Source organism: Streptomyces sp. NPDC050508 (genome assembly GCF_040655155.1).
In the GTDB taxonomy this organism is placed as follows: domain Bacteria; phylum Actinomycetota; class Actinomycetes; order Streptomycetales; family Streptomycetaceae; genus Streptomyces.
The window spans coordinates 128057-151505 of record NZ_JBFAJJ010000021.1; the positions used below are offsets into that span (position 1 = coordinate 128057).

A 23449-nucleotide genomic window follows, 5' to 3' on the forward strand; every position below is an offset into this window, starting at 1 on the left:
GCGCTCGATGACGGGGCCGGTCGGCCGACGTGCCCTCCCCGGCGCTGAGTTCGCTTCTGCCGTGCAGCCCGGTGTCTGTCAGTCCTCCGGTTCGGAAGTGCGCTGGAGGTCGGCACGTCCTTCGGCGGTGCGGATGAAGCGGGTCATGCCGAACTGGCTTGTGCCGGGGGCGTCTTGGGGAGTTCCGGTCGTCGTCTCGCTGGAGCGGGGTGCGGTCGGCAGGACGTAGGGGCGGCGGAGCACCTCGTCCAGGATGATCACGGTCTCGGTGGCGCGGACCGCCGGAATGGTCGACAGGCGGTCGGTGACCAGGCGGTGGACGGCGGTGACGTCGGCCACCCGGATCTGGATCATGGCGTCGTGCTCGCCGGTGGTGACGGCGCAGTACTCGACCTCCGGCATCTGGGCGAGAGCGGTGCGGAACTGCTTCCACAGCTCCTGGCGGACCGTGACGAAGATCAGGGCGCAGATCTCAAGACCGACCCGGTTGTGGTCGACGCGGGCGCTGAAGCCGTTGATCACGCCGTCGGCGCGGAGGGCTTCGAGGCGGGTGTAGGCGTTCGCGCGCGAGACGCCGACGCGTTCCGCGAGGGCCGCGACGGAGATGCGGCCCTGTGTGCGGAGGACGTCGAGGATCTTGAGATGCACCGAATCCAGGCCAAGGCCGATGCCGATCCGTCCAGAGCGGCGTTCGCCCGGGGACTCCGAGGTCGACAGATCGCTCATGTTCGCGCCTCTCCGTTGATTTTCGTCTCGCGGTGATCCCGTCAGCCGAAAGTCCTGGTTAGTTTCAGGCCACCATAACGGCGAATCGTCCAGGTCCCCTCCCGGCATCCGTCCGCTCCCGCCCGGCCTTCTTCCGCTCCGCCCCCGCTCGTCCCTTGCTCCGCCCTCGCGAAACCTTTGCTCCGCCCTCGCTCCGCCCTGCTCACGGAGGCACGTATGCCCAGATTCAGTGCCGGGTCGTACCCGATGGCACTCCCTCTCGTCGCGGTCGCGGCGCTCGCCCTGAGCGCCTGCTCCGGCGGTACGAGTGCCTCCGGATCCTCGGCCGGCAAGACCCTGGTCGTCGACACGTCGTTCAACCTGAAGACCGCCGACCCGGGCCGTGAGTTCGAGCCGACCGGGCAGATCGTGGACAAGGCGCTCTACGAGACGCTGCTGACCTTCAAGGGCTCCGACGTCACCAAGCCGGTGCCGGGGCTGGCCTCCTCGTACGAGCAGTCCAAGGACGGCAAGACGCTCACCCTGCACCTGCGGACGGGCGCGAAGTTCGCCGACGGCACCGCGGTCACCGCCGACGACGTCGTCTTCTCGCTGAACCGGGTGATCGCGCTCAAGGGCAACCCGTCGTTCCTCCTCGACGGCGTCACGGTCACCAAGACCGACGTCTCCACCGTCACCCTGGTCTCCAAGAAGGCGAACCCGGCGCTGCCCTTCATCCTCCCCAACCCCGCGCTCGGCATCCTCAGCGCGAAGACGGTCCAGGCCCACGGCGGCTCGGCGACCGCGACCGACGGGGCGGAGAAGTACCTCAACACCACGTCGGCCGGCTCCGGTCCCTACACGCTCACCTCGTTCAACACGAACACCCAGGTCGTCCTGACCAAGAACCCCAAGTACACCGGCTCGGACAAGCCGACCTACGACAAGATCGTCCTCCGCAACGTCCAGGCCCCCACCCAGAAGCTGAACGTGCAGCGCGGCGACAGCCAGATCGCCCTCGACCTCACCTCCGACCAGGTCAGTGGGCTCGGCGGCGGGCTCAAGGTGGACAGCGGCGCGTCCTCGGACGTGATCTTCCTGCTGCTGAACCGGGACACCAAGGTCAGCAGTACGACGGCCAACGCCAAGTTCGCGGAGGCGGTGCGCAAGGGCATCGACTACAAGGGCCTGCTGTCGCTCGCCGGGACCGGCTCCGTCCAGCCCGCCGGGGTCATCCCGTCGACCTTCCTCGGCGCGCTGCCCGCCTCCGAGGCCGGAGGCCGTGACCTGACCGGGGCGAAGGCGGCCCTGAAGGCCAGCGGGATCAGCAAGCCGTCCGTGACCCTCGGCTACGCCAGTGACCTGACCGTCGACGGACTGTCCCTGCAGACCCTCGCGGAGCGGGTCCAGGCACAGCTGAAGGAGGTCGGCATCACCGTCACGCTGGCCCCCGCGCCGACCACCACGGAACTGGACAACTACCGCAACGGCAAAGAGCAGTTGGGCCTCTGGTACTGGGGCCCGGACTACCCGGACCCCAGCGACTACCTGACCTTCCTGCCCGGCAACCTGGTCGGTCTGCGCGCGGGCTGGAAGGCCGGTGCCGACCCCGCTCTCACCGCCCTCGGCGACAAGGCCGCCACCACGATCGGCGACGACGCCCGCAAGGCGCTGTACGAGCAGATCCAGACCCGGATGAACGCCGGCGGTCCCTTCATCCCGCTGATGCAGCCGAGCCGGAACACCGTCTCCGCCGCGTCCGTCACCGGCGTCGCCTACAACCCCGTATGGACGATCGATGTCGCCGCGCTCGGCGCCAAGTAAGAGGGCGGGCGGTGGCAGGCGTCTCCTCGCCCGCCACCCCCTCGCCCGTTTCCTGCTGCGCCGTACCGCGACCGCCGTCCTGCTCGCCGTGGGCGTGACCCTGGTGACGTTCGTCCTCACCAACCTGGTCCCCGGCGACCCGGCGGCGGCCAACCTCGGCCAGCGCGCGATCGGCGACCCGGCGATCGTCGCCCAGTTCCGCCACCACTACGGCCTCGACAAGCCACTGCCGGTCCAGTACGTCACCTACCTCGGCAACCTCCTCCACGGCGACCTCGGCGAGTCCCAGCAGAGCCACCAGTCGGTCCTCACCGACCTGTCCACCGCGGTCCCCGCCACCCTGGAACTCGCCGGGGCCGCGATCGTGGTCTCCCTCGTCGTGGGCGTGGCGTTCGGTGTCGTCGCGGCGCTGCGCCGGGACCGCTTCACCGACCAACTCCTGCGTGTGGTCAGCCTGTTGGGGGTCTCGGTACCGACCTTCTGGCTGGCGCTGCTCGCCTTCTACGTCTTCTTCTACCGGCTCGGCTGGGCGCCGGGCAGCGGTCGTCTCGACCCCGGCATGACCGCGCCCCCGCACGTCACGGGCCTTTACACGGTCGACGCGGCACTCGCCGGACAGTGGCCGGTGTTCTGGAACGCGGTGGGCCATCTCGCCCTGCCCGCACTGGTGTTGACGGCGTACACCGTCGGCCTGCTCACCCGCTTCACCCGTTCCGCCGTGCTGGAAGTGCTGAACCAGGACTACGTCAGGGCGGCCCGCGCCAAGGGCCTGCCCGGCCGGACCGTCCTCTTCCAGTACGTCCTCCGGGCCGCCCTCGTGCCCGTCATCACGGTCGCCGGACTGGCCTTCGGCGCCCTGCTGTCCGGCACCGTCCTGGTGGAGTCGATCTTCGCCTGGCCGGGCCTGGGCGCCTACGCCTACCGCAGCGCGACCACCCTCGACCTGCCCGCCGTGATGGGCGTAGGCCTGGTCGTCGGACTGGTGTACCTGACCGTCAACCTCGCCGTGGACGTGCTGTACGGCGTGATCGACCCGAGGGTGAGGGTGCAGTGAAGTTCTCCCTGCTACGACGGCTGCCGCCCGCCTGGCGTCGGCCGCTCGCGGTCACCGGCGGCCTGGTCGCGGTGTTCTGGCTGGTGATCGTGGTCGCCGCCCCGCTGCTCGCCCCGCACGACCCCCTCGCGCAGGACCTGCCCCGGCTGGCAGCCCCCGGCGGCGGGCACTGGTTCGGCACGGACGAACTGGGCCGGGACGTGCTCAGCCGCGTCCTGTACGGCGCCCGCGTCTCCATCCCGCTCGCCCTGCTGCTGGTGGCCATGTCGCTGCTGGTCGGCGGGGTGCTCGGGGCCTGCGCCGGGTTCTTCGGGCGGTGGGTGGACGAGACCGTGATGCGGATCGCGGACCTGGTGTTCGCCTTCCCCACCGTCATCCTCGCGATGGTGGTCGCCGCCGCACTCGGCGCCAGCCTGCAGAACGCGGTGCTGGCCGTCCTGGTCGTCTCCTGGCCGTCGTACGCCCGCGTCACCCGGGGTCTGGTCATGGGGCTGCGGAACCGTGAATTCGTGCTCAGCGGGCGGCTGTTGGGCTTCTCCGCCTGGCGGTCGCTGCGCGTCGACATCCTGCCCAACGTGCTCGGGCCGCTGCTGGTCCTGGCCACCCTCGACATCGGCACCGCGACGCTGCTGCTGTCCGGGCTGTCCTTCCTCGGGCTCGGTGCCAAGCCGCCGACCGCCGAGTGGGGCGCGATGGTGGCGGACGGCACCCAGCAGTTCGACAAGTGGTGGATCGGGGTCTTCCCGGGCCTGGCCATCCTCACCGTCGTCCTCGCCTTCAACTTCCTCGGCGACACACTCCGGGACGCCCTCGACCCCGGCACGGCCCGCACGATCGGCGCGGAGAAGGAGCGTGTCGGATGACCGCCGGCAATGTGCTGGAGATCAGCGGCCTCACCCTGGACCTGGCCGGCCGTCGCATCCTCGGTGGTGTCGACCTCGCGGTGCGGCCGGGGCAGGTGCACGGACTCGCGGGGGAGAGTGGCTCGGGCAAGACCATGACCGGTCTGGCGGCACTCGGTCTGCTGCCCCCGGGCGCGCGTACCGGCGGCCGGATCGAGCTGGAGGGCACCGACCTGCTGACCCTCCCGCCCCGTCAACTGGCCGCGCTGCGCGGCCGGTCGGTGAGCATGGTGTTCCAGGACCCGTCCACCAGCCTGCACCCGATGCTCAGCATCGGACATCAACTCACCGACCACCTGCGCCACCACCTCAAGCTGAACCGGAAGGCCGCGAAGGAGCGGGCCGCCGAACTGCTCACGCAGGTCCGTATCCCCAACCCCCTTGAGGCGCTGGGGCGTTACCCGCACCAGTTCTCCGGCGGCATGCGCCAGCGGATCGCCATCGCCATCGCGCTGGCCTGCGAGCCGAAGGTGCTGATCGCCGACGAGCCGACCACCGCCCTCGACGTGACCGTGCAAGCAGGCGTACTGCGGCTGTTGCGCGGGCTCTGCGACGAACTCGGTCTCGCCGTCCTGCTGGTGACCCACGACCTGGGTGTGATGTCCGCGATCGCCGACGAGGTGAGCGTGATGCGCCACGGCCTGGTCGTCGAGACCGGTCCGCGCGGCCGAGTGCTCACCGAGCCGCGGCACGAGTACACCCGTCAGCTCCTGGACGCGCTCCCCGGAAGGAGCACCGTATGACCCCCGACCCGACGGCCCCTCTCCTCTCGGTCGACGATCTCGTGGTCCAGTACCACCGGCCGGGAGCAGTGCCCACGCGCGCCGTCGCCGGGGTCAGCCTCCAGGTGCGGGCCGGTGAAGTGGTCGGCCTGGTCGGCGAGTCGGGCTGCGGCAAGTCCACCCTGGCCCGTGCGGTCTGCGGCCTCACCCCGGCCGCGGACGGCCGGATCACCTACGACGGCACACCGGTGCGCCCGCTGCGGGTGCGCCGCCGCGATCCGGCCCTCACCGGCGTCCAGATGGTCTTCCAGGACCCGTACGGTTCCCTCAACCCCCGCCGTCGGGTGGGCGCGCAGATCGCCGACGGCATCCGTACCGCGGCCGGGCGGGGGGAAGCGCCAGACGGGGCGACCCCGGAGGACCTGCTGACCCGGGTCGGGCTGTCGGCAGAGGCCGCCGAGCGCTATCCGCAGGAGTTCTCCGGCGGCCAGCGGCAGCGCATCGCCATCGCCCGCGCGTTGGCCGCCCGCCCCCGGCTGCTCGTCGGCGACGAACCGATCTCCGCCCTCGACGCCTCCGCCCAGCTCCAAGTGGCCACGCTGATGCGGTCGTTGGCCGTCGAGTCGGGCGCCGGGCTGCTGTTCATCAGCCACGACCTGTCCGTCGTACGGCTGATCGCCGACCGGATCGCCGTGATGTACCTCGGGCGGATCGTGGAGACCGGCCCCACCGCCGAGGTCTGGGCCGACCCGCGACACCCCTACACCCGGGCGCTGCTGGCCGCCGTACCGAAACCCGACGGCGCGGGAGTGCTGCCCGCCGAACTCCCCGGCGACGTGCCCGACCCCGCCGACCCGCCGAGCGGCTGCCGCTTCCACCCCCGCTGCCCCCAGGCCTTCGACGGCTGCGACCGCGAGGAACCGCAGCTGATCGCCGGGGGCGTCGCGTGCCGCCTGTACGCGGCCTGACCCGAGCCGGGTCGAACGGTCCCGCCCCGCAGACACCTCACGGAGAACCGATGCCCGACGACGACCACCCCGCCGAACCCCTCTACCCGGCCGACCGACTCCACCTCGCCAAGGAGGCCACGGCCCGAGCCGGTCTGGACGCCCTGCTGATCTCGCCCGGCGCCGATCTGCGCTACCTGACCGGCTACGACGCCCTGCCGTTGGAGCGGCTGACCTGCCTGGTCCTGCCGGCCGACGCGGACCCCTTCCTGCTCGTCCCGGCTTTGGAGGAACTCGCGGCCAAGGCATCCCCGGCCGGTGACCTGGGCATCGAGATCACCGGCTGGGGCGAGACCGACGACCCCTACGCCCTCGTCGCCGCCCGGCTGCCCGCCGCGACGGCCCGCGTCGGTGTCGACAACCACATGTGGGCGGAGAAGACCATCGCCTTCCGCGCCGTACTGCCGGGCGCGGAACAGGAGTTGGCCGGAGGTGTGCTCAACGAGCTGCGGATGCACAAGACTTCGCAGGAGGCCGCCGCCCTGCGCCGGGCCGGTGCGGCCATCGACCGGGTGCACGCCCGCATGGGGGAGTGGCTGCGGTCCGGACGTACCGAACGAGAGGTCGGCCGGGACATCGCGGACGCGATCATCACCGAGGGGCACGTCCGGGTCGACTTCGTCATCGTCGGCTCCGGCCCGAACAGCGCCAGCCCGCACCATGGACTGTCCGACCGCACGATCCGGCCCGGAGACCCGGTGGTGGTCGACATCGGCGGTACGACCCAGGACGGCTACTGCTCCGACTCGACCCGGGTGTACACGGTGGGCGAGCCGCCCGCCGACTTCCGCCGGCTCCACGAGGTACTGCTGCGCGCCCAACGCGCCCAGACCGACGCCGTACGGCCGGGTATCACGTCCGGCCAACTCGACGCCGTGGGGCGGGACATCATCACCGACGCCGGATACGGCCCGCACTTCATCCACCGCACCGGACACGGCATCGGCCTGGAGACCCACGAGGAGCCCTACATCGTGACCGGCAACCCGCTCCCGCTCGCACCGGGCATGGCCTTCTCCGTCGAACCCGGCATCTATCTGCCCGGCCGGTACGGAGCGCGGATCGAGGACATCGTGATCTGCACGGAGGAGGGCGGCGAGCGCCTCAACCGCACCCCTCGGGACCTGGTCGTACTCCCTTGACCCGGCACCAACAGGTACAGGTACAGGAAGTGACGTGATGATCCGAGGGGGGACCCCTACACCCGCCCAACTGTGCCTGACCGGTGAGGACTTGGTCCTGCGTGAGCGGACCGAGAACGACCTCCCCGCGATGACGGAGCTGTTCGACGACCCCGAGGGACCCTGACCCGGACCGCACCCGCGCCACCGTCCATCCACCTGTCACCCACCCAAGGATCAGCCATGCCCGCTCCACCGCCCCGTTCCGCCCGTCCCGCAGCCGACGGCGGTGCCCGCCCGGGCGGCGTGCCCGCCGACCTGGCCGAGGTGTGGACGGTGATCACGGGCATGTACGAGGGGTACACCGCGGGCGACCGCGAGCGCATCGACGCCTTCCTCGACCCCGCGGCCACCATCTGGGACTCGGCGACCCCCGAACTCCTCTGTGGAAGAACGGAGTTGAACCGCGTCCGGGACGCCCGTCCCACGTCCGACGCCGGCCCCGCCGAGACCGGCCTCACGGCCTACGGTCAGGTGGTCGACGTCTTCGGAGACCTGGCCGTGGCTCGCTACTGGCTACGGGTCGACTTCCGCACGGCCCCCTCGGAACTGGCCCGGAACACCGCGGTCCTACGACGTGCGCAGCCCGACGGCCACTGGCTCGTCGTGCACCTGCACGAGGACATCCAGAGCGCTCCGGGGTAGCGGAGAGAACCCGCCGGTGCGACAACCCCGGGCCGGTGACTCCGAGTTGGGAACAGTGAGTCAGGTGAGGCGCAGGGGTCTGTTCCCTCTACTATGTCGGGGTCGCACCCCCACTGAGCAACGGGGCCGGAGCCCAGCCGAGTTGACCTCACGGTGGATCTGGTGGCTGTCGGTTCCACTCAAGGAGGACATGTCCCGTGCATTCGCTCGATGACTCCGACCCATCGCACATAGGTCGCTACCGTCTGGTCGGCAGACTCGGCGAGGGCGGGATGGGGAAGGTGTACCTCGCGCGTTCGCCGGGTGGCCGTCCCGCCGCCGTCAAGGTGATCAACGACCACCTCCGTCATGACGAACACGCGCTGAGCCGGTTCCGCCGCGAGGTGGAGACCCTGGGCACGGTCCGCAGCGCGTACACGGCCTCGCTCATCGACGCGGAGCTGGACACGCCGCCGTACTGGCTGGCCACCGAGTACGTGCCGGGGCCCACGCTCCATGCCGCGGTGGTGACCAATGGGCCGCTCCCCGCCGACCTGGCCCGGGTCATGCTGGCCGCCCTGGCCGAGGGGCTGGACGCCATCCACGTCCGCGGTGTGTGGCATCGGGACCTCAAGCCGCAGAACGTCATTCTCTCCGCCACCGGCCCTCAGCTGATCGACTTCGGCATCGCCAGGACCACCGACGCGTCCAACCTGACCCAGGTCGGCAGTGCGTTGGGCAGTCCCGGGTACATCGCGCCGGAGACGATCACGGGCGGCGAGACCGGCCCGGGAGCGGACGTGTTCGCCCTCGGCTGCACTCTCGCGTTCGCCGTCACCGGTCGCCCGCCCTACGGGGACGGGCCGTTCGCCGCCGTGTCCTACCGTTCGGTGCACGGGGAGATCGACCTGCGGGGTGTGGATGCCGGAGTCGCCGAGCTGATCGCGGCCTGCGTGCAGAGTGATCCGGCCCGGCGACCCACCCCGCAGCGCATCGTCGAACTCTGCCGGGCCGAGGCCGACCTGGTCCAGCATCCCGCCTACCAACGAGCCCTCGCCGTCGGCTCCGCGACGGATCGGCAACGCGCCGCGACCGTCGCCGACTTCGGAGGCAACGCGTCGGAGGCGGCGACGGCTTTCGCCCCGCAGTCGACGGCGCTCATGGACACCGCCCGGGGCGCCCACGCCGTCACCCTCCTCGCGCCGGACGCGGGCCTCAACACTCCTGCGGGTACGCACAGCCCTTACCCGGTAACCGGTCCTTCTCCGCAGTCGGACGGTGGAGGAACCCGAAGCGGGCGACGCAGGCTGTGGGCCGTCATCGGCGCGGCCTCGCTCATCGTCGCCGCAGCAGCCGGGCTGCTCGTGCTGCACGCCTTCGACGACAAGGGCAAGGACTCCACTTCCACACACGGCACACCGTCCGCCAGTGCCGGCCGTGCCGCCGACGTGTCGGCAAGCCCGTCCGCGAGCGGGACGACGCCGTCTCCCTCTGCCTCAGCCACAGGTGACGCAGGCGGGAGCAAACTGGCCGACGCCGTGGTGGTGAAGTCCCCCTTCACGTTCGAGGCCGGGAAGCCCGTGCAGACCGTACGCTCGAAGCTGATCATGCAGACCGACGGCAACCTGGTGCTCTACGACGAGTCCGGAACGGCACGTTGGGCCAGCCAGACCGAGGGCGCGGGGAACACGGCCGTGTTCCAGGAGGACGGCAACTTCGTGGTCTACAACGCGCAGCACCAGGCGCTGTGGGCCAGCAACACGCAAAGTGCCGGCGGGGCGACCCTCAAGGTGCTGGAGGACGGCAACATGGTCATAGCGACCGACGAAGCGGTCCTCTGGCAGACCGATACCGCGCATTGAGGGCACGGTGGTGGTCGGGCCTCAGCGGACCCGCGCCACCGCCGAGTAGATCCCGCTGCCCTCCGGGGTCTCGCCCGGCGTCGGCGGATGCCACTCCGTCGCCGTGACCAGGCCGGGCGGGACCAGATCGAGGTCGTCGAAGAAGCGCTCCACCTCCGGGCGGGTACGGAAGCCGAGTTTGATGCCGCCCTTGGCGTACTGGGCGGTGACCTGTTCGGCGAGTTCGGGGTAGAGGTCGGACGCGGCGTGCGACAGGACCAGGTAGCTGCCGGACGGCAGGGTGGCGACGAGGTTGCGCACGATGCCGTGGGCGTCCTGCTCGTCGGGGACGAAGTGCATCAGCGCGATCAGCGAGAGGGCGATCGGGCGGGTGAAGTCCAGGACGTGGCGGGCGTGTTCGACGATGCGCTCCGGCTGCCGCACGTCGGCCTGGATGTAGTCGGTGACCCCGTCGGGGTGGCTGATCAGCAGCGCCTCGGCATGACGCAGGACGATCGGGTCGTTGTCGGTGTAGACGACCTTCGCCGTCGGCACGGTCTGCTGGACGATCTGGTGCAGGTTGGGTTCGGTGGGGATGCCCGTGCCGATGTCCAGGAACTGGTCGATGCCCTGGCCGGCGAGCCAGGTCGCCGCGCGGTGCATGAACTGACGGTTCTGCCGGGCCGCGTCCTTCGCCTCCGGCGGCAGCTTCTCTCCCACGGCCTCGTCGACCGGGTAGTTGTCCTTGCCACCGAGCAGCCAGTCGTAGACCCGCGCGGGATGTGCCTTGCCGGTGTCGATCTGCGGTGACGGCTGGGGGTCGGTCGTCATGGCAACTCCATCGCGGCGGGTGAACGGGTCGGGCCCAGGTCCTGATCATCGTACTCGCGTGGGTCATGTGACTTGCGGGGGAGGGGAGTTGGACCCGTGGTGCCGGTCAGCTCGCCGGGTGTCCGTGCAGGCCGTCGAAGAGGATGGTCGTCAGGGCGTCGGCCAACTTCTCCACGGACAGGTCGCGTTCGGGGCGGTACCACTCCACGAGGGAGTTGACCGTGCCGAACAGCAGGCGGCTGGCGAGGTGCGGGTCGATGTCCGCCCGTATCCCGCCCTCGGCCGCCGCCCGGGTCATCAACTCGGCGACCCGGTGGTCGAATTCACGGCGCCGGGCGAGTGCCCGCTGTTCGACCTCGCTGTTGCCGTGCAGACGCAGCAGCAGGGTGACGTACGGCAGCTCGGCGGCGAGCACCTCGACGCTGCGGTGGATGATGCGCTTCATCCGCGCGGTCGCGGTCGCGGTCGTGTCCGGGGTCCCGCTGCCCCCGTCCCGGTCCCCGGCCTCCTCGTCCAGCACGGCGAACAGGGCGTCCAGGGCGCGGTTGACCGCGAGTTCGAGGAGTTCCTCCTTGCCGGACACGTGGTGGTAGATGCTCGACTTGCTGAGGCCCAGGCGTCTGCCCAGTTCTTCCATGCCGGTGCCGTCGTAGCCGCGTTCGTTGAAGACCACGACGGCGACCTCCAGCAGCGAGTCGCGGTCGTAGGCGGGACGGCCGTGACGGCCGGCCGGGTTCTGCACAGGTGTCCTGGTCACTGGGCCATTGTGACAAGGTCGGCGGCCACACCGGACGGAACGGCCACGGATGTCACTGTTCCCGCAGATCCTTGACCCGGCGGATCTTGCCCACCGAGCGCTCCAGGGTCTCCGGATCGACGATCTCCACCCCTATGGTCACGCCCACGCCGTCCTTGACGCCCTTGCCGATCGCGGCGGCGGCGGCATCCCGCTGCTCGGGAGTGGCACCGGGGCGGGCCTCGGCGCGGACCGTCATGTGGTCCATACGGCCGCGCCGGCTGAGCTGGATCGTGAAGTGCGGGGCGACGGCGGGGGTGCGCAGCAGGATCTCCTCGATCTGGCTGGGGAAGACGTTCACCCCGCGCAGGATGATCATGTCGTCGCAGCGGCCGGTGATCTTCTCGATGCGCCGGAAGGCGGGGCGGGCGGTGCCGGGGAGGAGCCGGGTCAGGTCGCGGGTGCGGTAGCGGATGATCGGCAGGGCCTCCTTGGTGAGGGAGGTGAAGACCAGTTCGCCGCTGTCGCCGTCGGGCAGTACCTCGTCGGTGAGCGGGTCGACGATCTCCGGGTAGAAGTGGTCCTCCCAGACGTGCAGGCCGTCCTTGGTCTCCACGCACTCCTGCGCCACGCCGGGGCCGATCACCTCCGACAGGCCGTAGATGTCGACCGCGTGGATGTCCATGCGCTCCTCGATCTCGCGGCGCATCGCCTCCGTCCACGGCTCGGCGCCGAAGATGCCCACCTTGAGGGAGCTGGTGCGCGGGTCGACGCCCTGGCGCTCGAACTCGTCGAGGAGGGTGAGCATGTAGGACGGGGTGACCATGATGATCTCAGGCTTGAAGTCCTGGATGATCTGCACCTGGCGGGCGGTCATGCCACCGGAGGCGGGGATCACCGTGCAGCCCGCGCGCTCGGCGCCGTAGTGCGCGCCCAGTCCACCGGTGAACAACCCGTAGCCGTACGACACATGGATCTTGTGACCGGGGCGGCCACCGGCCGCGCGGATCGAGCGGGCCACCACGTCCGCCCACATGGAAATGTCGTTCTCTGTGTAGCCGACGACCGTGGGGCGGCCGGTGGTGCCGCTGGAGGCGTGGATGCGGCGGACCTGGTCCATGGGGACGGCGAACATGCCGAAGGGGTACGTGTCGCGGAGGTCGGCCTTGGTGGTGAAGGGGAACCGGGCCAGATCCTCAAGAGTGCGGCAGTCGGCGGGCTTGACCCCGGCCTCGTCGAACTTCCTGCGGTACAGCTCCACGTTGTCGTAGGCGTGCCTCAACGTGGCCTGGAGCAGACCGAGTTGGTGCTCTCGCAGCTCTTCGCGGGTCAGGCGTTCGGCGGCGTCCAGCAACCCGTCGGGGAGAGGTTCCCCCAGACGCGGACTCGCCGGCGCCGGAACCGGTGAGGCCGCGGGGGCTGTCAGGTCGCTGCTCATGGAGACTCCTTCGTCTTCGTGCTGTTGATACTGCGGCTGCGTCCGCGGAACTCCGCGATGACCTGGTCGCCGCGCAGCACGCTCACGTCGTAGATGCCGCTGCGCCCGAACCGGGTGCGCTCCGTCGCGGTCGCCACCAGGACGTCGCCCTCGTACGCCGGGGCGACGAAGTCGATGTCGGCCGCGGCGGCCACGGTCACCGGGCCGTGGCTGTTGCAGGCACAGGCGAAGGCGGAGTCGGCGAACAGGAACAGATAGCCGCCGTGAGCGGTCCTGTGTCCGTTGACCATGGCCGGGGTCACGGTCATACGGAGCACGGCGGTCCCTTCGCCGTGCTCGACGAGCTCCATCCCGAGAGCCCGGGACGCCTCGTCCGCGGCGAACATCCTCGCCGTCGGGCCGGAGGCCGTGTCAGCGGCCTGCGTCATTTTCCACCACCTTGTGGACCGACCGAACATTCGGTTAGCGTGCGTCACGGCCAAGTAATCCAGCAACACCACTGCCTGTCAAGAGGTGGAACGCATGCCCCAGACCAGCTCCGAGCTGCCCGACTTCTTCGCGCGCCATCGCGCCCTGCTGGAACAGGCGGTCGCCGCGACCGCCGCTCGCGACCACTGGACGCCGTACCCGGAGTCGCCCAGCAAGTCGGTCTACGGCGAGGACGCGGCCAAGCACGGCGAAGCCGCCTTCGAGGAGCAGCTCGGCGAATATTTCGAGCTGGCGGGGCACCCAGGCGACGCGCGCGTCCCGGCCGCCGAGACCTCTCCCTACGGCTTCGACCTGGGCATCTCCTACCCCCGCGTCGCGCCGGACGAGGCGGTGGCCGCCGCCCTGGCCGCCACCGGACTCTGGCGCGACGCGGGCCCCGACACCCGCGCCGGAGTCGCCGCCGAGATCCTGGCCCGGCTGAACGCGGCGAGCTTCGAGATCGCGCACGCCGTGCAGCACACCACAGGGCAGGCCTTCGTCATGGCGTTCCAGGCGGGCGGCCCGCACGCCCAGGACCGTGGCCTGGAGGCGGTCGCCTACGCGTGGGCCGAGCAGAAGCGGCACCCGGGCACCGCCCGCTGGAGCAAGCCGCAGCGCAAGGGCGGGCCGCTGGTCCTGGACAAGAAGTTCACCCCGGTCGGACGTGGGGTGTCGCTGCTGATCGCCTGCAACACCTTCCCGACCTGGAACGGCTACCCGGGCCTGTTCGCCAGCCTGGTCACCGGCAACCCGGTCGTCGTCAAGCCGCACCCGGGCGCCGTCCTCCCCCTCGCCGTCACCGTGCGGATCGCCCGCGAGGTGCTGGCCGAGGCGGGCTTCGACCCGAACCTCGTGATCCTCGCCGCCGAGGAGCCCGGCGACCGCAATGCCGCCGTCCTCGCGCTGCACCCCGACGTCCGGATCATCGACTTCACCGGCTCCACGGAGTTCGGCGACTGGCTGGAGACCAACGCCCGCCAAGCCCTCGTGTACACCGAGAAGGCCGGCCTCAACACCGTCGTCCTCGACTCCACCGACGACTACCGCGGCCTGCTCGGCAACCTCGCCTTCTCGCTGGCCCTCTACAGCGGCCAGATGTGCACCACCCCGCAGAACCTCCTCATCCCGCGCGACGGCATCACCACCGACCAAGGCCCGCGCAACGCCGACGAGTTCGCCGCCGACCTCGCCGCAGCCCTCGACAGACTGCTCGGCGACCCCGCCCGCGCCGCCGGCACCCTCGGCGCGATCGTCAACGACGGCGTGCGCGAGCGCTTGGAGCAGGCCGCGACGGTCGGTCGTACGGTGCGCGCCTCGGTGCCTGTCGAACACCCCGAGCACCCGAAGGCCGTCGTCCGTACGCCGCTGATCGCACGCCTCGACGCCGAGGACGACAGGGAGACGTACACCCGGGAATGGTTCGGGCCGGTGTCGTTCGTCATCGGAACCGACTCCACCGAACACAGCCTGCGGATCCTGCGCGAGACGGTCCGTGCGCACGGCGCGCTGACCGCCGCCGTCCACTCGACCAGCGAAATGGTCCTGGATGCCGCCGAGTTGACCGCCCTGGACGCGGGCGTGCACCTCTCCGAGAACCTCACCGGTGGCGTCTTCGTCAACCAGTCCGCCGCGTTCAGCGACTTCCACGGCAGCGCCGCCAACCCGGCCGCCAGCGCCACCTTGTCCGACCCCGCGTTCGTCACCGGCCGCTTCGCGACCCTGCAGTCGCGCCGGCCCGCCCCCGCCGAGGAGACCCCCGATGCCTGAGCTGTCCTCCGACGAGGTCTATCTGATCGACGGGGCCCGCACCCCGCAGGGCCGCTACGGCGGCGCCCTCGCCTCCGTACGACCCGACGACCTCGCCGCACTGGTCGTCGGCGAGGCGGTCCGCCGCGCCGGAATCCCGGCCGAGGAGGTCGACGAGGTGATCCTCGGCGCCGCCAACCAGGCGGGTGAGGACAACCGTGACGTGGCGCGGATGGCCGTACTGCTGGCCGGGCTGCCGCACACCGTGCCCGGCTACACCGTCAACCGGCTCTGCGCCTCGGGCCTGACCGCCGTGGCCTCCGCCGCCCAGGCGATCCGCGCCGGAGAGGCGGACCTCGTCGTCGCCGGCGGCGTGGAGTCCATGACCCGCGCCCCCTGGGTGATGGCCAAGCCCGGCACCCCGTGGGCCAAGCCGGGAGAGGTGCACGACACCTCGCTCGGCTGGCGCTTCACCAACCGGCGCTTCGCCGCCCAACAGACCCTGTCGATGGGGGAAACGGCCGAGGAGGTCGCCGCCCTCGACGGCATCACCCGCGCCGAATCCGACGCGTTCGCGCTGCGCAGCCATCAACGGGCCGTCGCCGCCCAGGAGTTGGGCCACTTCGACCGGGAGATCGTGCCGGTCGCGGTCAAGGGCGGGGAGGTGACACGGGACGAGGGCCCGCGTCCCGGCACCACGCTGGAGAAGCTCGGCTCCCTGCGCACCATCTTCCGGGAGGGCGGCATCGTCACCGCCGGTTCCTCCTCACCGCTGTCCGACGGTGCTGCCGCCCTGGTGGTCGCGAGCGGGACGGCCGTCCGACGCCACGGGCTCACTCCCAGGGCCCGGATCGTCACCTCGGCCTCGGCCGGAGTGCAGCCGCACGTCATGGGACTCGGCCCGGTCCCCGCCACCGAGAAGGTGCTCGCCCGCGCCGGGTGGGGGATCGGCGACCTGGACGCGGTCGAGCTGAACGAGGCCTTCGCGGCTCAGGCCCTCGCGGTCACGCGCCGCCTCAAGCTGGACGAGGAGAAGGTCAACGCGGACGGCGGCGCCATCGCGCTCGGCCATCCTCTTGGGTGCTCCGGGGCCCGTATCCTGCTCACCCTGCTGGGCAGGTTGGAGCGCGAGGACGGGCGGCGGGGGCTGGCCACGCTGTGCGTCGGCGTCGGGCAGGGCGTGGCGATGCTCGTGGAGCGGGTATGAGCGTCACCGAAACGGGCGCGAGCACCCCCGACACCGGCGACTACGAGACGCTGCTCGTCGAGGAGCGCGAGGACCGGGTCGTCGTCACCCTGCACCGCCCCGAGGCCCGCAACGCCATCAGCGGGCTGATGATCCGCGAACTGCACGCCGTCTGCGACCAGTTGGAGCAGGACCCCAAGCTGCTCCTGCTCACCGGCCACGGCGGCGTCTTCGCGGGCGGCGCCGACATCGCGGAGCTGTTGGCGCGCGGCCGGGACGAGGCCCTGCAGGGCATCAACAGCCGCCTGTTCGAGCGAGTACGCCGACTGCCGATGCCGACCCTCGCCGCAGTGGACGGCTGGGCACTGGGCGGCGGCGCGGAACTGTCCTACGCCTGCGACCTCCGTATCGCCGGCCCGGACGCCGTCTTCGGCAACCCCGAGCCGGGGCTCGGTATCCTCGCCGCGGCCGGTGCCTGCTGGCGGCTGCCCGAACTGGTCGGTGAGTCTCTTGCCAAGCAGGTGCTGCTCGCCGGACGGAACCTGGACGCGGCGTCGGCTCTGGCGGCCGGGCTGGTCATCGACGTCGTACCGGCGGACAAACTGTTGGACGAGGCGCACGCGCTGCTCGACCGCATGGCCCGATCCTCGGCTACGGCCCTGAGGCTCACCAAGTTGGTGATCGACTCACCCGGCGCCCACCCGGTCGCCGACGACCTCGCGCAGGCCGTGCTCTTCGAGGGGCAGGACAAGAGGGACCGTATGACACGCTTCTTGGAGAAGAGGAGTACCCGAGCATGAGCCCAACAGCCCACTCCGCACCGGCAGTTGTCGGTGTGATCGGCGGTGGCCGGATGGGTGCCGGTATCGCGCAGTCCTTCGCGGTCGCCGGTTCGGCCGTGACCGTCGTGGAGAGCGGCGAGCAGGCTTCGGCCGCCGCGCTGGACCGAGTTGCCACAGGGCTGAAGCGGGCCGCCGAGCGGGGCCTGCTCAGCGAACCCGCGGAACAGGTCCTCGCCCGGGTCACCATGGCGGACTCGGTCGACGGCCTGCCCGCCGACGCGGATCTGGTCGTCGAGGCCGTCCCCGAGGACGCCGGGCTGAAGGCCCGTGTGCTCGCCGCGGCCGAGCAGGCGGTGGGCGCGACGACCGTGCTGGCCACCAACACCAGCTCCCTCTCGGTCACCGAACTCGCCTCCGTGCTCACCCGGCCCGGCCGCTTCCTGGGCATGCACTTCTTCAATCCGGTGCCCGCCTCGGCCCTGGTCGAGATCGTCGTCGCGCCGAACACGGAAGCCGCAGTCGTCAGCGCCGCCCTCGACTGGACGCACGCCCTCGGGAAGAAGGACGTGACCGTCAAGGACTCGCCCGGGTTCGCCAGCAGCCGCCTCGGACTGGCGCTCGGCCTGGAGGCGATCCGCATGGTCGAGGAGGGCGTCGCCGAGCCGGAGGCGATCGACGACGCGATGAGCCTCGGCTACAAGCACCCCATGGGGCCGCTGCGCCTGACCGACCTGGTCGGCCTCGACGTACGCCTGGCCATCGCCGAGTACCTGCATTCCACCCTCGGCGAGCGCTTCGCACCGCCACAGCTGTTGCGCGACAAGGTTGCCCGGGGCGAGCTGGGCCGAAAGACGGGACAGGGGTTCTACGAGTGGAAGTGAGCGGGTCCTCGGATGGCGTCGGCTACCGCCTGGACGCCGGTGTCGCCATCATCGAGCTGCGCAGTCCCGCGCTCGATGTCTCGCTGCGGGGCGGTCTGTTGGCTGCTGTACGGCAGGTGGGCAACGACGGGACCGCGGTCCGTGCCGTGCTGCTCACCGCGCAGGGCAAGCACTTCTGCGTAGGACAGGACCTCAAGGAGCACGCCCGGGCCCTGGAGAACGGGCCCGATACCGCCTTCGCCTGCGTACGGAACGAGTACAACCCCCTGGTGGAGGCGCTGCACGCGCTGACCCAGCCGGTCGTCGTGGCCGTCGAGGGCGCGTGTGTCGGGGCCGGGCTCGGGCTGGCGCTCTGCGCGGATGTGCGGGTCGCGGCCGAGGGGGCACGGTTCGCCACCGCGTTCACCGGGATCGGTCTGGCCGCCGACAGCGGGCTGAGCGGTGCGCTGGCGCAGGCGGTCGGTCCGTCGCGGGCCGCCGGGCTGATGTTGCTCGGGGATCGGTTCGGCGCGGAGGACGCGCTGCGGTGGGGACTGGTGCACCGGGTCGTACCGGACGGGGACGCTGCTGCTGAGGGGTTGGCCCTGGCCAGGCGACTGGCCGCCGGGCCCACCGCTGCCTACGCCGAGGTCAAGGCGCTGCTGCGGGACGCGCCCGGCGCGAGCCTCGCCGCCGTGCTGGAGCGGGAGGCGGCGGCGCAGGAGCGGCTGGGGGCGACGAGGGACCACCGGGCCGCCGTAGAGGCGTTTCTCGCGCGGGTGGAGCCGTCGTTCGAGGGCCGGTGAGAGGGCTGGTGACCAGCCATTCACCCGGCAGGTCTTGCCTCGCCGGGGTAAACCCATCAGACTAGGTACCGAACGAATGGTCGGTAGGGAAGTTGGTGTGTCGATGACCAGCACAGGCACGGAGGCGTCAGCCGCCGGCTGGGACGAAGCGCGGCTCTCGGAGCAGTTCGATGCCACGATCGCGAAGGACCAGCGGATCGAGCCCCGCGACTGGATGCCCGACGGCTATCGCAGGACCCTGATCCGGCAGATCGCGCAGCACGCGCACTCCGAGATCATCGGGATGCAGCCGGAGGGCGACTGGATCACCCGCGCACCCTCCCTGCGCCGCAAGGCGATCCTCTTCGCGAAGGTGCAGGACGAGGCCGGACACGGACTGTATCTCTACTCGGCCGCCGAGACCCTGGGCGCGGACCGCGCCGAGCTGACCGACGCGCTGATCAACGGCCGGCAGAAGTACTCGTCGATCTTCAACTACCCGACGCCGACCTTCGCCGACGTCGGCGTGATCGGCTGGTTCGTGGACGGCGCGGCGATCTGCAACCAGGTGCCGTTGTGCCGTTGTTCGTACGGGCCGTATGCGCGGGCCATGGTGCGGGTGTGCAAGGAGGAGTCCTTCCACCAGCGCCAGGGCTATGAGCTGCTGCTGACCATGATGCGTGGCACGGACGGTCAGCGGGCCATGGTCCAGGACGCCGTGGACCGTTGGTGGTGGCCGTCGCTGATGATGTTCGGACCGCCCGACGACGACTCGCCCAACTCGGCGCGTTCCATGGCCTGGAAGATCAAGCGGCACAGCAACGACGAACTGCGTCAGCGCTTCGTCGACATGACGGTCCCGCAGGCGGCAAAGCTCGGAGTCACCCTGCCCGACCCGGAGTTGAGCTGGAACGAGGAGCGCGGTCACCACGACTTCGGCACCCCGGACTGGTCCGAGTTGCAGCGCGTGATCAGCGGCGACGGACCGCGCAACGCCGAGCGGGTCTCCCGCCGCCGGGCCGCCCACGAGGAGGGCGCCTGGGTCCGGGAGGCGGCCACCGCCCACGCGGCCAAGCAGGCCGCCCGTACGCAGACAACCGCCCGCACACAGAAAACCGAAGGAGCGGCGGCATGACGCAGGACTGGCCCCTGTACGAGGTGTTCGTCCGCGGAAAGCGCGGCCTGAACCACGTCCACGTCGGCTCGCTGCACGCCGCCGACGACGCCATGGCGCTCACCCACGCCCGCGACCTGTACACGCGGCGCAACGAAGGTGTGTCCATCTGGGTCGTGCGCTCGGAGCACATCGCCGCCTCGACCCGCGACGAGAAGGACCCGTTCTTCGCGCCGAGCGCCGACAAGGTCTACCGCCACCCGACGTTCTACGACATCCCCGACGACGTCCCCCACATCTAGGAGCAGGGAATGAGTGACGACCACGTCTATCTGTCCCTGGCCGAGGGGCACGACGACAGCGACGCCCGCTGGGCGTTCGGCACCGGCTTCGAGGACCCGCTGTACGGCGTCGACCAGACGGTGCCGGAGGGGACGGACTCCGCTCAACTGGTCGCGTTCTGCCTGGCACTTGGCGACGACGCCCTCGTGAGCGCGCAGCGGCTGGCCCAATGGTGCACGGGCGCACCGGAGTTGGAGGAGGAGGTGGCACTCGCCAACATCGGGCTCGACCTGCTCGGCCAGACCCGCCTGCTCTACGCGCGCGCCGGTCAGGTGGACGGCGCCGGACGTGACGAGGACGCGTACGCCTACTTCCGCGACGCGGACGCCTTCCGCAACGTACGGCTGGCCGAACTCCCCAACGGAGACTTCGCGTTCTCGATCACCCGGCTGTTGGTGCTGTCCGCCTGGCGGCTCGCCCTCTTCGAGCGGCTCGCCCTCACGACACAGGACCCGGTGCTGGCCGCCATCGCGGCCAAGGGTGTCAAGGAGCTCGCGTACCACCGCCAGTACTCCGCCGAGTGGGTCGTCCGGCTGGGCGACGGCACCGAGGAGTCGCAGCGGCGGATGCGGGACGCGCTGGCCGCGATTGCGCCGTACGTGGACGAACTCTTCGCGGGGGACGGCGAGTTGAGGGCTGAGGTCCTGGCCGTGCTCCGCCAGGTCACCGACGCCGCCGGGCTCACCCTGCCCGAGGTGGCACCTGTCCCCGGGCATGGCCGCGACGGCGACCACACCGAGCACCTGGCCCCGCTGCTGGCCGAACTCCAGAGCGTGGCCCGCGCGCACCCGGAGGCGACATGGTGACCACCCTGCTCGACGCGCGGCGCGCCCGGTCCGTCGCCGCGCAGGTGCCCGACCCCGAGATGCCCATGCTCACGCTGGCCGACCTCGGCGTACTGCGCGACGTCGCGCTGAGCGAGGACGGAACGGTTGTCGCGAGCCTGACGCCCACCTACTCCGGCTGCCCCGCCATGGCCGAGATGCGCGCCGAGGTGGCCGCGCGGCTGCGGGACGCCGGGTACGCGCGCGTGGAGATCCGTACGGTCCTCAACCCGCCCTGGACCACCGACTGGATCACCCCGGCCGGCCGCCGCAAGCTCGCCGAACACGGCATCGCCCCGCCGGGTGCCGCCCCTCGCGGCCCGGTCAAGCTCACGCTCTCGCCGACCCGTCGTACGGTGCCCTGCCCCCGCTGCGGATCGGCGGACACCGAGGAGACCTCGCACTTCGCCGCGACCTCCTGCAAAGCCCTGTGGCGGTGCCGCGCCTGCCGCGAGCCGTTCGAGTACGTCAAGGAGATCTGATGGCGAGCCCCCAACTCCCGCTCGCGGAAAGGACGGTGGACCAGTGACCGCCCCGGCCCCCGCCACCCCCGCCCGCCCGGTGCGACGCCGACCGGCCTTCCACGCCCTGCGGGTCGCCGCGGTCGAGTCGCTGACCGAGGACGCCGCCGCCATCAGCTTCGAGATCCCCGAGCAGCTCGCAGAGGAGTTCGCGTACCGGCCCGGCCAGTCGCTCACTCTCCGCCGCGAGGTCGAGGGCCGCGACGAGCGCCGTTCGTACTCCATCTGCTCCCCGGCAGGGGCCCGCCCCCGCATCGGCGTACGGGTCGTCCCCGGCGGCCTGTTCTCCTCCTGGCTGGTCAACGACGTACGCCCCGGAGACACCGTCGAGGTGATGGCCCCCACCGGCGCCTTCACCCCCGACCTGACCCTCCCCGGCCACCACGTCCTGATCGCCGCCGGCTCCGGAATCACCCCGATGCTCTCCATCGCGGAATCCGTCCTCGCCGCCGACACCCGCTCCCGCGTCACGCTCTTCTACGGCAACCGGCGCAGCGACACCGTGATGTTCGCCGACGACCTCGCCGACCTGAAGGACCTGTACCCCGGCCGTTTCCAGCTGGCGCACATCCTGTCCCGCGAACCGCGCGAGGCGGAGATCCTCTCCGGCCGCCTCGACGCCGACCGGCTCACCGCGCTCGTCGACGCCCTCGTCGACGTGGACGCGGCCGACGACTGGTGGCTGTGCGGCCCGCACGGCATGGTCCGCGACGCCCAACAGGTCCTCGCCGGACTCGGCGTCCCCGTCGAACGCGTCCACCAGGAGCTGTTCTACGCCGACGACGAGCCCGTACGGCCGAACCGTCACGTCGACACGGCCTACGACGGCCCGGTCAGCCAGGTCACCGTCACCCTCGACGGCCGCACCACCAACTCCGCGCTCCCCAGGGACCGTTCGATCCTCGACGGCGCCCAGAAGACCCGGCCCGACCTGCCCTTCGCCTGCAAGGGCGGCGTCTGCGGCACCTGCCGCGCGCTGGTCACCGACGGTACGGCGGACATGCGGCGCAACTACGCCCTCGAACCCGCCGAGGTCGACGCCGGTTACGTCCTCACCTGCCAGACCTTCCCCGTGTCCGACACCCTCGCCGTCGACTACGACAGCTGAGGCGGGCCATGACACTTCACTTCGAAGTTGCCGAGGGCGTCGGCACGATCCGACTCGACCGGCCGCCGATGAACGCCCTGGACACGGAGACACAGGACGGCCTGCGCGCACTCGCCGAGGAGGCGACGCGCCGCGACGATGTGCGGGCGGTGGTGGTGTACGGCGGGGAGAAGGTGTTCGCGGCGGGTGCGGACATCAAGGAGATGCAGGGGATGGACCACGCGGCGATGGTCGTGCGGTCGCGGGCCTTGCAGGAGTCGTTCACGGCGGTGGCCCGTATCCCCAAGCCGGTGGTCGCGGCCGTCACGGGCTATGCGCTGGGCGGGGGTTGTGAGTTGGCGTTGTGTGCGGACTTCCGGATCGCGGCGGACAACGCGAAGTTGGGGCAGCCGGAGATTCTGTTGGGGTTGATTCCGGGTGCGGGTGGTACGCAGCGGCTGGCGCGTCTGATCGGTCCGTCGAAGGCGAAGGACCTGATCTTCACCGGTCGGATGGTCAGGGCGGAGGAGGCGCTCGCGCTGGGTCTGGTGGACCGGCTCGTCCCCGCTGCCGAGGTGTACACCGAGGCGCATGCGTGGGCGGCGAAGCTCGCGCTGGGTCCGGCGATCGCACTCCGTGCCGCGAAGGAAGCGATCGACACGGGTCTGGAGACGGACATCGAGACGGGGCTGGCGGTCGAACGCACGTGGTTCGCGGGGCTGTTCGCGACCGAGGACCGTGAGCGTGGGATGCGGAGCTTCGTCGAAGAGGGCCCCGGCAAGGCCAAGTTCAGGTGACGTGAAGCGCGAGGCCAGAAGTAGATGAAGTTCCACGTGATCAGCAGCACCAGCACGCCCGCCCCCACCGCC

The 23449-nt window shown here is 70.9% G+C and carries 25 protein-coding genes; 20 read left to right on the plus strand and 5 right to left on the minus strand.

The genetic code is table 11. From position 1 onward, the window contains the following. Nucleotides 1-78: 78 nt before the first annotated feature. Complete coding sequence (locus tag AB0I69_RS41070; protein ID WP_363100893.1) at nucleotides 79-726, minus strand: Lrp/AsnC family transcriptional regulator; 648 nt, start codon at nucleotides 724-726, stop codon at nucleotides 79-81. Nucleotides 727-942: 216 nt separating this feature from the next. Here AB0I69_RS41070 and AB0I69_RS41075 point away from each other — a divergent pair, with 216 nt between their 5' ends. The 9 genes from AB0I69_RS41075 to AB0I69_RS41115 all read left to right on the plus strand — a co-directional run bounded on the left by AB0I69_RS41075 (nucleotide 943) and on the right by AB0I69_RS41115 (nucleotide 9881). Next, on the plus strand, nucleotides 943-2529 hold the full coding sequence (locus tag AB0I69_RS41075; RefSeq protein ID WP_363100894.1) for an ABC transporter substrate-binding protein: 1587 nt from the start codon (nucleotides 943-945) through the stop codon (nucleotides 2527-2529). Beyond that, complete coding sequence (locus AB0I69_RS41080) at nucleotides 2504-3583, plus strand: ABC transporter permease (RefSeq protein ID WP_363100895.1); 1080 nt, start codon at nucleotides 2504-2506, stop codon at nucleotides 3581-3583. The genes AB0I69_RS41075 and AB0I69_RS41080 overlap by 26 nt, the downstream gene beginning before the upstream one ends. Then, a complete protein-coding gene (locus AB0I69_RS41085; protein WP_363100896.1) occupies nucleotides 3580-4446 on the plus strand; it encodes an ABC transporter permease in 867 nt (288 codons plus the stop codon). Before AB0I69_RS41080 ends, AB0I69_RS41085 begins: the two co-directional genes overlap by 4 nt. Further along, nucleotides 4443-5228 (plus strand): ABC transporter ATP-binding protein, encoded by a 786-nt coding sequence (locus tag AB0I69_RS41090; protein WP_363100897.1) that lies wholly within the window; start codon nucleotides 4443-4445, stop codon nucleotides 5226-5228. The genes AB0I69_RS41085 and AB0I69_RS41090 overlap by 4 nt, the downstream gene beginning before the upstream one ends. Continuing rightward, nucleotides 5225-6175 carry an ABC transporter ATP-binding protein gene (locus tag AB0I69_RS41095; RefSeq protein WP_363100898.1) on the plus strand — a complete coding sequence of 317 codons (951 nt, stop codon included), beginning with the start codon at nucleotides 5225-5227 and terminating at the stop codon, nucleotides 6173-6175. The genes AB0I69_RS41090 and AB0I69_RS41095 overlap by 4 nt, the downstream gene beginning before the upstream one ends. Before the next feature lie 50 nt (nucleotides 6176-6225). After that, nucleotides 6226-7356 carry a Xaa-Pro peptidase family protein gene (locus AB0I69_RS41100; protein ID WP_363100899.1) on the plus strand — a complete coding sequence of 377 codons (1131 nt, stop codon included), beginning with the start codon at nucleotides 6226-6228 and terminating at the stop codon, nucleotides 7354-7356. A gap of 37 nt (nucleotides 7357-7393) precedes the next feature. Then, nucleotides 7394-7522 carry a hypothetical protein gene (locus AB0I69_RS41105; RefSeq protein WP_363100900.1) on the plus strand — a complete coding sequence of 43 codons (129 nt, stop codon included), beginning with the start codon at nucleotides 7394-7396 and terminating at the stop codon, nucleotides 7520-7522. Nucleotides 7523-7578: 56 nt separating this feature from the next. After that, a complete protein-coding gene (locus AB0I69_RS41110; RefSeq protein ID WP_363100901.1) occupies nucleotides 7579-8040 on the plus strand; it encodes a DUF4440 domain-containing protein in 462 nt (153 codons plus the stop codon). 197 nt (nucleotides 8041-8237) lie between these two features. Next, a complete protein-coding gene (locus AB0I69_RS41115; protein ID WP_363100902.1) occupies nucleotides 8238-9881 on the plus strand; it encodes a protein kinase in 1644 nt (547 codons plus the stop codon). Between the two features lie 21 nt (nucleotides 9882-9902). Here the strand turns inward: AB0I69_RS41115 and AB0I69_RS41120 are convergent, their stop codons facing one another. From AB0I69_RS41120 to paaI, 4 genes are all read right to left on the minus strand, one after another. Continuing rightward, nucleotides 9903-10691: an SAM-dependent methyltransferase gene (locus AB0I69_RS41120; protein ID WP_363100903.1), complete on the minus strand. Its 789-nt coding sequence runs from the start codon at nucleotides 10689-10691 to the stop codon at nucleotides 9903-9905. A 106-nt stretch (nucleotides 10692-10797) separates the two neighbouring features. After that, on the minus strand, nucleotides 10798-11448 hold the full coding sequence (locus tag AB0I69_RS41125) for a TetR/AcrR family transcriptional regulator (protein ID WP_363100904.1): 651 nt from the start codon (nucleotides 11446-11448) through the stop codon (nucleotides 10798-10800). 52 nt (nucleotides 11449-11500) lie between these two features. Then, nucleotides 11501-12865 carry a phenylacetate--CoA ligase PaaK gene (paaK, locus tag AB0I69_RS41130; RefSeq protein ID WP_363100905.1) on the minus strand — a complete coding sequence of 455 codons (1365 nt, stop codon included), beginning with the start codon at nucleotides 12863-12865 and terminating at the stop codon, nucleotides 11501-11503. Further along, nucleotides 12862-13293 (minus strand): hydroxyphenylacetyl-CoA thioesterase PaaI, encoded by a 432-nt coding sequence (gene paaI / locus AB0I69_RS41135; protein ID WP_363100906.1) that lies wholly within the window; start codon nucleotides 13291-13293, stop codon nucleotides 12862-12864. Before paaI ends, paaK begins: the two co-directional genes overlap by 4 nt. Before the next feature lie 94 nt (nucleotides 13294-13387). On the opposite strand from paaI, the gene paaN reads away from it, so the two are divergent. From paaN to AB0I69_RS41190, 11 genes are all read left to right on the plus strand, one after another. After that, nucleotides 13388-15100 (plus strand): phenylacetic acid degradation protein PaaN, encoded by a 1713-nt coding sequence (gene paaN / locus AB0I69_RS41140; protein WP_363100907.1) that lies wholly within the window; start codon nucleotides 13388-13390, stop codon nucleotides 15098-15100. After that, entirely contained in the window at nucleotides 15093-16286 is a 1194-nt protein-coding gene (locus AB0I69_RS41145) for a thiolase family protein (RefSeq protein WP_363100908.1), read from the plus strand. The genes paaN and AB0I69_RS41145 overlap by 8 nt, the downstream gene beginning before the upstream one ends. After that, nucleotides 16283-17065 (plus strand): enoyl-CoA hydratase/isomerase family protein, encoded by a 783-nt coding sequence (locus tag AB0I69_RS41150; RefSeq protein WP_363100909.1) that lies wholly within the window; start codon nucleotides 16283-16285, stop codon nucleotides 17063-17065. The genes AB0I69_RS41145 and AB0I69_RS41150 overlap by 4 nt, the downstream gene beginning before the upstream one ends. After that, complete coding sequence (locus AB0I69_RS41155) at nucleotides 17062-17928, plus strand: 3-hydroxyacyl-CoA dehydrogenase family protein (protein WP_363100910.1); 867 nt, start codon at nucleotides 17062-17064, stop codon at nucleotides 17926-17928. The genes AB0I69_RS41150 and AB0I69_RS41155 overlap by 4 nt, the downstream gene beginning before the upstream one ends. Further along, nucleotides 17925-18713: an enoyl-CoA hydratase-related protein gene (locus AB0I69_RS41160; protein WP_363100911.1), complete on the plus strand. Its 789-nt coding sequence runs from the start codon at nucleotides 17925-17927 to the stop codon at nucleotides 18711-18713. Before AB0I69_RS41155 ends, AB0I69_RS41160 begins: the two co-directional genes overlap by 4 nt. Nucleotides 18714-18816: 103 nt before the next feature. Then, entirely contained in the window at nucleotides 18817-19827 is a 1011-nt protein-coding gene (gene paaA / locus AB0I69_RS41165) for a 1,2-phenylacetyl-CoA epoxidase subunit PaaA (protein ID WP_363100912.1), read from the plus strand. Next, nucleotides 19824-20108, plus strand: coding sequence for a 1,2-phenylacetyl-CoA epoxidase subunit PaaB (gene paaB / locus AB0I69_RS41170; RefSeq protein ID WP_019075091.1), 285 nt, complete (start codon nucleotides 19824-19826; stop codon nucleotides 20106-20108). The genes paaA and paaB overlap by 4 nt, the downstream gene beginning before the upstream one ends. A 9-nt stretch (nucleotides 20109-20117) precedes the next feature. Beyond that, entirely contained in the window at nucleotides 20118-20954 is an 837-nt protein-coding gene (paaC, locus tag AB0I69_RS41175; protein ID WP_363100913.1) for a 1,2-phenylacetyl-CoA epoxidase subunit PaaC, read from the plus strand. Continuing rightward, on the plus strand, nucleotides 20948-21454 hold the full coding sequence (gene paaD / locus AB0I69_RS41180; protein WP_363100914.1) for a 1,2-phenylacetyl-CoA epoxidase subunit PaaD: 507 nt from the start codon (nucleotides 20948-20950) through the stop codon (nucleotides 21452-21454). Before paaC ends, paaD begins: the two co-directional genes overlap by 7 nt. Before the next feature lie 43 nt (nucleotides 21455-21497). Continuing rightward, the gene (paaE, locus tag AB0I69_RS41185) at nucleotides 21498-22601 is read left to right on the plus strand and encodes a 1,2-phenylacetyl-CoA epoxidase subunit PaaE (RefSeq protein ID WP_363100915.1); all 1104 of its coding nucleotides are present in this window, start codon (nucleotides 21498-21500) and stop codon (nucleotides 22599-22601) included. An 8-nt stretch (nucleotides 22602-22609) separates the two neighbouring features. Continuing rightward, nucleotides 22610-23377, plus strand: coding sequence for an enoyl-CoA hydratase-related protein (locus tag AB0I69_RS41190; protein WP_363100916.1), 768 nt, complete (start codon nucleotides 22610-22612; stop codon nucleotides 23375-23377). Nucleotides 23378-23449: the final 72 nt, after the last annotated feature.

What these genes read in the sequence shown, in the direction of transcription:
- AB0I69_RS41070 (WP_363100893.1), bottom strand. Translation starts at nt 726, where the DNA reads ATGAGCGATCTGTCGACCTCGGAGTCCCCGGGCGAACGCCGCTCTGGA.
- AB0I69_RS41075 (WP_363100894.1), top strand. Translation starts at nt 943, where the DNA reads ATGCCCAGATTCAGTGCCGGGTCGTACCCGATGGCACTCCCTCTCGTC.
- AB0I69_RS41080 (WP_363100895.1), top strand. Translation starts at nt 2,504, where the DNA reads ATGTCGCCGCGCTCGGCGCCAAGTAAGAGGGCGGGCGGTGGCAGGCGT.
- AB0I69_RS41090 (WP_363100897.1), top strand. Translation starts at nt 4,443, where the DNA reads ATGACCGCCGGCAATGTGCTGGAGATCAGCGGCCTCACCCTGGACCTG.
- AB0I69_RS41095 (WP_363100898.1), top strand. Translation starts at nt 5,225, where the DNA reads ATGACCCCCGACCCGACGGCCCCTCTCCTCTCGGTCGACGATCTCGTG.
- AB0I69_RS41100 (WP_363100899.1), top strand. Translation starts at nt 6,226, where the DNA reads ATGCCCGACGACGACCACCCCGCCGAACCCCTCTACCCGGCCGACCGA.
- AB0I69_RS41105 (WP_363100900.1), top strand. Translation starts at nt 7,394, where the DNA reads ATGATCCGAGGGGGGACCCCTACACCCGCCCAACTGTGCCTGACCGGT.
- AB0I69_RS41110 (WP_363100901.1), top strand. Translation starts at nt 7,579, where the DNA reads ATGCCCGCTCCACCGCCCCGTTCCGCCCGTCCCGCAGCCGACGGCGGT.
- AB0I69_RS41120 (WP_363100903.1), bottom strand. Translation starts at nt 10,691, where the DNA reads ATGACGACCGACCCCCAGCCGTCACCGCAGATCGACACCGGCAAGGCA.
- paaK (WP_363100905.1), bottom strand. Translation starts at nt 12,865, where the DNA reads ATGAGCAGCGACCTGACAGCCCCCGCGGCCTCACCGGTTCCGGCGCCG.
- paaI (WP_363100906.1), bottom strand. Translation starts at nt 13,293, where the DNA reads ATGACGCAGGCCGCTGACACGGCCTCCGGCCCGACGGCGAGGATGTTC.
- paaN (WP_363100907.1), top strand. Translation starts at nt 13,388, where the DNA reads ATGCCCCAGACCAGCTCCGAGCTGCCCGACTTCTTCGCGCGCCATCGC.
- AB0I69_RS41145 (WP_363100908.1), top strand. Translation starts at nt 15,093, where the DNA reads ATGCCTGAGCTGTCCTCCGACGAGGTCTATCTGATCGACGGGGCCCGC.
- AB0I69_RS41150 (WP_363100909.1), top strand. Translation starts at nt 16,283, where the DNA reads ATGAGCGTCACCGAAACGGGCGCGAGCACCCCCGACACCGGCGACTAC.
- AB0I69_RS41155 (WP_363100910.1), top strand. Translation starts at nt 17,062, where the DNA reads ATGAGCCCAACAGCCCACTCCGCACCGGCAGTTGTCGGTGTGATCGGC.
- paaA (WP_363100912.1), top strand. Translation starts at nt 18,817, where the DNA reads ATGACCAGCACAGGCACGGAGGCGTCAGCCGCCGGCTGGGACGAAGCG.
- paaB (WP_019075091.1), top strand. Translation starts at nt 19,824, where the DNA reads ATGACGCAGGACTGGCCCCTGTACGAGGTGTTCGTCCGCGGAAAGCGC.
- paaC (WP_363100913.1), top strand. Translation starts at nt 20,118, where the DNA reads ATGAGTGACGACCACGTCTATCTGTCCCTGGCCGAGGGGCACGACGAC.
- paaD (WP_363100914.1), top strand. Translation starts at nt 20,948, where the DNA reads ATGGTGACCACCCTGCTCGACGCGCGGCGCGCCCGGTCCGTCGCCGCG.
- AB0I69_RS41190 (WP_363100916.1), top strand. Translation starts at nt 22,610, where the DNA reads ATGACACTTCACTTCGAAGTTGCCGAGGGCGTCGGCACGATCCGACTC.